General features: G+C 41.0%; 3 protein-coding genes and 1 pseudogene. 1 reads left to right on the top strand and 3 read right to left on the bottom strand.

Annotated features, from left to right (window positions below; genetic code table 11):
* Window positions 1-430 (bottom strand): annotated as a pseudogene (locus VB775_RS14555) (hypothetical protein); the annotation flags it as partial.
* Between the two features lie 1,007 nt (window positions 431-1,437).
* Between VB775_RS14555 and VB775_RS14550 the strand changes: the two are divergent.
* Window positions 1,438-2,385: a GAF domain-containing protein gene (locus VB775_RS14550; protein WP_281009893.1), complete on the top strand. Its 948-nt coding sequence runs from the start codon at window positions 1,438-1,440 to the stop codon at window positions 2,383-2,385.
* 198 nt (window positions 2,386-2,583) lie between these two features.
* Here VB775_RS14550 and VB775_RS14545 read toward each other — a convergent pair whose 3' ends face one another.
* Together VB775_RS14545 and VB775_RS14540 are read right to left on the bottom strand one after the other, a co-directional pair.
* Complete coding sequence (locus VB775_RS14545; protein ID WP_281009892.1) at window positions 2,584-5,457, bottom strand: NHLP bacteriocin export ABC transporter permease/ATPase subunit; 2,874 nt, start codon at window positions 5,455-5,457, stop codon at window positions 2,584-2,586.
* Window position 5,458: 1 nt separating this feature from the next.
* A complete protein-coding gene (locus VB775_RS14540) occupies window positions 5,459-7,642 on the bottom strand; it encodes an NHLP family bacteriocin export ABC transporter peptidase/permease/ATPase subunit (protein WP_281009891.1) in 2,184 nt (727 codons plus the stop codon).
* Window positions 7,643-7,646 lie beyond the last annotated feature (4 nt).

Here is a 7,646-nt window from a genome sequence, read left to right as displayed (position 1 = left end):
TTTCATCGTGGTTTTTCCTTTTTGATACCCTGCGATTACTCGTTCTCTCAAATCCTGTGAATACGCTTTTCCTGTTTGCATTTTCTCTCCATTTTACCTTGCTCTTGCTCATTTGAAAACCGCTATAAGCACCAGAATAGGGATGAGAAGAAATCACAAAGCGCAACTCGCGTTTGCTATCAGCTCTTTTGAGCCAGAACCAAGAGATGGTAAATGGGGTACTTAGCCCTTCGAGTAAAACTTGTTGTCCCCGTTTGCCATGACGATAAAGTTGTTTGACCGAACGTCCATCTTGAAGCTTACGATTGCAGCGTATGCCCACAACAACTCGCCAAGCCTTTGCTCGGACTAGATTTAAAAACTTGACTGTGCAAAACTCAGTATCAGCAAGAACAAGTACTTTCGTTCCTTGGGTTAATCGCTTTGGCACTGTCCCCAACAAGATGCTGAGCGATTTGCTCTAAGATTATTTGACGGGTTATCCGAATCACTGACCGCGTAGACCAGTTATAGTGATTTAGAAAGCGACTTAACGAACTGGCTGATTTTACTTGCGTATGTTGAGGTAAAGGATGTCCCTGCGCTTCGAGAAATAGTCCCAATATCGCATTCAAACTGGCTTTTTGATATACACTAGGCATAAAGCACAGAAGACTATAAACTAGCCTTTGGGCGTGCTTAACGATGGTTTCCATATCGTTATTTAAACTAGTACTACGCCCTTTTTTTCACATCTCTCGTCTTTTCGCAACCCCTTTTTAGAATGGTGCAAGATCTCAGTTAACCTCATCTGTGCCCTTTCCTCTAAAGGCTCTTCTGTTATGTCTTTCAAAGAACCCGTGAAAAGTAAGGTCTAATAGAGATTACAAGGAATCATGTTTTACAAAAGTGTTCAAACCTGTTGAGAATGGAGTCAATAAATCACAGATTTGCAGTCTATTGACTTTATTCTCAATCATAATTTGGATTTGTTTGTATGCTTAGATCCCAATATTGATTTATAAAGATTCTGAGGTCTAAAGTTCGTCGAACTCACGTTGCTTTAGAGAAAGCCAACGCTACTCTTCCCGATCAAAAAAAAAGGTAAGCCCTCTCCTCGTCCTACTTTACGTTGGATACTTCAGTGCTTTCTCTCTGTTCATTTGGTCTTTCTTGACCATGTTAAGTATCAGATTAAGCTTACTGATAGACAAAATCTAATTTTGCAGTTTCTCGGAGTCTCTTCTCGTAAATATTATTTTTTGTCTTAAATAACCTGCTGAATGTAGGTTAAAATCGTGAAAGAAGAGGTCTTTCAGAATGTGATGAATTGATCCAATCACATTCTGAAAGATCCCTTGACTATCGTACGCTTTACCAAGTATTCTTTGCTTCATCGGACTGAAGCTTAATTGCCTTGCTAAGTATTGCTAATACTCACCACGTTCTATATTTATTATGTCTTTAACAAAACTACTTAAGAAAGAAATATTACCATTGTTAGATATGTATCTAGAATGCTATCCTTTTGCGATATGTGATCTAGAAGGTAATATAATTTATGGAAATGATTCTCTCATCTCTGAAGAAAAATTTCCAGTGCTTTCTGGGGAGGAAATTATTGCATGGGCATTTGGATTTAATGCAGAAAATCTATCCATATATCTCTCCAAAGTTTTGAATCGAGAAGAAGAAAATCATAGTTTGGCTAAAGAAATTTTACAACTCTACCGAGAAACGAATCTTCTACTTAGCATATCTGAAAAAATATCTGGAGAACTTAATCTAGAAGAATTAAGCATTTTATCTATTGATGAGGTTTTTCGAGCCATTGGAGCTACTAGTGGGCAAGTTGTTTTACAATTAGATCCTAATGTTCGTCGATTTGATACTGTAACGATTAAAACTAAAGAACTTGAACCATGTCTCTCTGAACCCTTTGTATATTATGAAAATGAAGGAATTATTGGACAAGTCTGTGGTACAGGAAAGGCTGAACTTATAAATAATACCTTAACTGATCCACGGGTTAAGTACCGTAGTGCTAATGCCCAGTCTTTGCTTTGTGCCCCTTTTAAAACCAATAGTAAAGTCTTTGGGGCAATTGTAATAATCCATAAAGAGCCTGAATTTTATACAGCTCCTAATTTAAAAACTTTAAGTATTGTCGCTGCCCAAATTTCTCCAATAATTGAAAAAGCACTCATTCACGCCCAACAACTTCGGGAAATTAAAGCTAATGAAGAAAAGCTCGTTAAGACAGTTGAAGAACTTCGTATTGAAATTGATGAATTTAAACGGCAACGTCAAGTTGCAGAAATTACTGAATCTGAAATGTTTAGCAATTTACAGAAAAGAACTGAGCGCTTAAAACAGAGAAAAATGAAGACACAAATTAATGATTGATAACGTGAAAAATCTTGATCACTTCATCTAATCTGAATGGAATAACTAATAGTAAGATAAGTGAATCATGAAATATAGTAAAAGCATGACATTACAAACATGAATAATGACACCTTTAATCTTACCGTTGTTCTGATAATAGTTTGTTTATTGATTTTGTTAGCGCTTTGGTTGCCTGATCTGTTTGAAAGGTAACAATTATTCTAATTGCCTTGACGCAAGACGAGCAAACAATCCATCTTCATTGATCAGTTGCTGGAAATTACCAACTTCCACTACTCGTCCCGCCTCCACCACAAAGATGCGATCGGCATTGATGATGGTACTTAGTCTATGGGCAATCACAACTCTTGTTGCATTTAAGCGATCTAAACTAGCAGTGACGATCGACTGAGTTCGGTTGTCAAGGGCGCTAGTTGCTTCATCCATGAGAATAATTTTAGGCTTAAGCACTAAGGCTCTAGCGATGAGTAAGCGCTGGCGTTGTCCTCCTGAAAGATTGCTTCCTCCTTCACTGATCACCGTATGCATTCCCATGGGCATCTGTTCTATATCATGGGAAAATCCAGCCATTCGCGCTCCTTCCCAAGCTTCTTCTAGGGTGGCCAAAGCTCCTGCGGTGATATTGTCAAAAATTGAACCTGCATTAATACGTCCATTTTGTAGTACTACGCCAAACTGACGGCGAACTGCCTGAAGATTCAGCCCTGATAAGTCCTGTCCATCATAAAAAACTGTTCCAGCAGAGGGGTTTTCAAAACCTAGTAGCAATCTAAAAATGGTGGACTTTCCACTTCCTGAAGGACCAACGATCGCAATAAATTCTCTCGGTTGAGCTTCAATGGTCACATCATCTAAAATTAGTGGACCATCCTCACGATAACGAAAAGTAATGTGATCTAATAAAATATGCCCCTTGAGGCGGGTCGGCTCAGCTTTGCTGGGATCAGATTCCTGTGGCGCTTCTAAAATAGGTCTGGCGCGTTCCCATAAAGGGATAATTTCTAAGATTTCTGTAGCTGTAGTACTTAAATCAGTGATACCCCGCATAAAAATTCCTTGAGCCGACGCAAATGCTAGGTAGGAGCCAGCGTTGAGTCCTTGTGGATTTTCTGTCTGTCGAGACATTTGCATAAATAAAATGGCAAACCAAAACAAAAGTATCGAAGTAATCAAAGGAATCGCCTCAGAAACGACCGCCACACTATCATTTATCCGCTGAGCGCCTGCTCGTAACTTTAGGATTTTACTTTGTTGTTTTGCCCAAGCTGCAAAAGCCCTTTCTTCTGCCATTGCCACCCTTAACTTTGCTACGCCATTAATAAGCTGAATGGTGAAACCACTTAAAACTCCAACCAATTCTTCTTGCTTACGGTTGTTGGCAACGATCTTGCGACTAGAAATAAACGTAATGAAAAATACAGCTAATGAAATGCCAATAATTACGACGGATAGTTGCCAGCTATATACAAACATTAATGCCAGATTTAGTAAAGCAAATATACCGCTAAGTAGAGTTCGCAATGTAGCTCCACTAATTTGGGAGCGAATTTGGCTAATTGTAAGAACTCTAGATAAAAGATCCCCCGAGGAATAGTTACGGAAAAAAGCGGGACTTAACCGTAGGAGACGATCCCAAATCCCAGGCTGCAAAACGCCATCCGCAGCGCTCTCAACTCGATTAGTTAAAATACCTTGAGATACTTGAAATGCTGATTGACCAAAGGCTGCGGCAAAAAGTGCCAAGCCTAATTGACTAAGTAAGGAGCGATCGCTGTTGGGAATGGCATCATTAACTAAAATTGCTGTTGCTTGGGGAATAATCATGCCCAAAAGCGTAACTGTAACTCCAAATACGACAATACCAATTGCTGAGAGTTCGTAGCCTTTAAGCCCAAACGAAAATAGGTCAATGGCATTGCGAATTATCAAAGGCAACGGACGATAAAATGTAAAAGCAAGTGGTGAAATGGTCTCAGCGATTTCCTCATCGATCGCTTGTTTTGTATTATTTTTAGGATCAAAAAGGATATAGCTCTGTCCCTTAGGCAATAGTGCCACAGGGGCATTATCTTCTTGAAAATAGGCAAGCATTGGGCCTGATTCTCGTTTCCACCAGCCAGATTCCAGTAATACTTGACGAATTCGCATTTGCGAAGCTCTGGCAATCGCTGACAGTGGATCTTTGATCCTTGTTAGATCTTCGGACTGACTGGGAGGACGAATTATAATGCCTGCCACTCGCCCCACCGCCCCAGCCGCCGCTAATAGGGCATCCCCTCTCATATCTACAGAGATTTTTTCTTCAGGCTTGTGCAGCACCGAAACGAGATCTTCTAAAGCGACATTCAACAAGTCTCTATTTTGTTGGTTCCTAGCTTCAAATCTTTGGTAATTTGTCTCTAGCTCTTGAGCCTCCAATACCAGAACATTTGCACCCACATTCTGATGGAACTGCATTAATTCAATGGGGAGGGATGTCCAGTCTTCTCTTTCCTCTGTCAATTGCGCGAAAACTTCTAAATTAGTGTCTGCGAGAATCCAGAATCCATAACCCAAGGGGAATGTTCGCGATGGCTCTAGTTTTCGATCTTCTAGATCGAGCCAAATTCCATTCCCTTGACGAATCGTGATCCATAGAACCTGACTTTTAGACGACAGTAAAGCTTGCTTAGCACCTAAAGAAAGATATTGAGTACTATCCGTCAGCACAGGATCGAGGGGACTCTGAGGCTGAAGATGCTTACTCCAGTGATATATCCAGAGGTTTAATTGACGTTGCCGATTAGACTCCCGCATCTCGGCAGAAAAATCAGCGATCGCAACATCAAAAAGCTCAGTTTCAGACAAAGCTATGGCGATTAACTCCCAGCCAATCGAGTTATCTATACCAAATAAAATTTCCCCAGATTCCACAGTAAATAAATAACGTCGGACAACCTCAGTTTCGCTCTCTTGAATCTTACAGAAAAAGATTGCTAATGTTCCCGTGCGAATTTCCCACACCCGCTCAGGATCATTCAAAACATAGGGAATATTGCCTTTTACTATTTTTGGGGTTGAGCTATCCATGTTACCCTTCCTCCGTATGAATTAGGCGAGCATACACACCTTCTTGCTCCCTTAGAGAATCATGTGTGCCTCTTTGGACGACTTTACCACGTTCTAACACAATGATTTCATCGCAATCTCTGATGGTGCTGAGCCTATGAGCCACAACAATACAGGAGCAACCACGCCTTCGCAGGTTCCGATCAATAGTAACTTCTGTTTCAGCATCTAGGGCGCTAGTTGCTTCGTCTAAAACCAAAATACTGGGGTTACGAACTAAAGACCGCGCAATTTCAAGGCGTTGACGCTGCCCTCCACTAATATTCATACCTCCTTCAATTAATTCAGCGCCATAACCATTGGGCATCGATAGAATCAAATCATGAATCGCTGAGTCCTCACAGGCGCGGATTACTTCCTGATCGCTGATAGTGTTATCCCAGAGGGTAAGGTTTTCTGTAATTGAGCCACCAAATAAAAAGATATCCTGCTCTACCATTGCCAAAGAACCAGATAACACATTTCTCGACCATTCTTGACGAGGTTTACCGTCAAACAAAATTTCTCCCTCCCACGGGGCGTACAAACCACAAACTAATTTAGCGATCGTAGATTTCCCCGAACCACTCCCTCCCACTAAGGCGACTCTTTGACCAGGCGCAATCCGTAAATTAAAATTACTAATTAAAGGGGCATCAAGGCGATTATAGCCAAAGGAAACATTTCTCAATTCAACAAAGCCTTGTAAGCGGAAGTTATGTAGGTCTGTGGAGGTAATGGTCATCACAGATTGGCGATCGGCTTCAGGATCGATCGGATTTTCTAAAACGTCATTAATGCGATCTACATCAGCGACAAGGGTTTGAAGAGTGCTGCCAAAGTTTACGAGCGAATTCACAGGCTCCAAAAAGCTAGAAGTTAAAGACTGATAAGCAACCAGCATCCCAATACTCAAATTTCCATCCATCACCCTAAATCCGCCAACCACTAAGATTGCCGCAGAGGTTAATGCAGTTAACAACGATGGTAAAGAGCTAAGCAGTTGGGTTTGTAATCCAAGTTCCTGCTGAGCGTTTACAGCTTTGGAATAGTACCCTCCAAATTTGGAAAATAAGTCTCCTTCTAAGCCAGACGCTTTGACTGTCTCAATGGTTTGAATACCACCGATCGCTACACCAGCAACCTTACCAAACTCTTGAGCAAGCTTGGTATTAGCATCTATGCGACTAGTAGATAGCAAAGACAAAGCCGCAAAGTTGATACTTGCAAAACTAATCGCTATTAATGTTAGTACCCAGTCATATTGCAACATGACGATGAAGTAAAAAACCATCATGATTACATCAATTACGGTAGTCGCCAATGGACCAGATAAAACGTTGGCAACCTTGTCGTTAAGTTGGGAGCGATTACTAATTTCCCCCGCGTACCTTTGAGCGTAAAATCCGATGGGCAGGCGCAAAGTATGCCACAGGAAACTGCCCGACATACTTGCGGTTAGTTTTAGCATCAGCCGCCGTAGGTAACTCAAACGCAATTTTGCCAGAAAACCTTGCAAAATTGCAGTCCCCAACATCCCAATTACTAAAGGACGAAGCCAGTTTTCACGACCTTGGACAAGAATTTCATCGACAAAAACTTGCGAAAATGCGGGAACACAGAGTCGCGGGATCGTCAGCAGTAGCCCTGCTGTAATTGCTAAAAAGATGGCTCCTTTTGAACTTTGCAATAGTTCAATTAATCCCACTAAAATATTAGGGGATCTACCGCCCTTCTTAAATTTTTCCCCTGGTTCAATGATTAGAACTACACCAGTAAATCCTTCATCAAATTCGGTTTCAGAAACATTGCGCCTTCCTGATGCGGGATCACTCAGAAAAACTCGATTTTTAGCAAATCCCTCTACGACTAAAAAATGATTGAAATGCCAAAATACAATATATGGTGGTTTTAGGTTTTTTAAGTCTTCTAAACTTTTGCTAAATCCTTTAGCTACCATGTTGTAATTGCGAGCTGCCTTCAGCACATTAGAAGCTTTACTGCCATCTCTCGATACTCCACATTCTCTTCTAAGTTCTGGTAAGGGAACGAAAAGTTTGTAATAGGCAAGGATAATCGCCAATGCCGCCGCTCCACATTCTACAGCCTCCATTTGCAGGAGGGTAGGAGTTTTAGCGATCACATTTTTTGCAAAAGATAACTTCATAGAT

Source organism: Pseudanabaena sp. CCNP1317 (assembly GCF_034931345.1).
Lineage (GTDB): Bacteria > Cyanobacteriota > Cyanobacteriia > Pseudanabaenales > Pseudanabaenaceae > Pseudanabaena > Pseudanabaena galeata.
The sequence above is the reverse complement of the archived record's forward strand: the minus strand, read 5'-3'. Positions and strand labels throughout refer to the sequence as shown.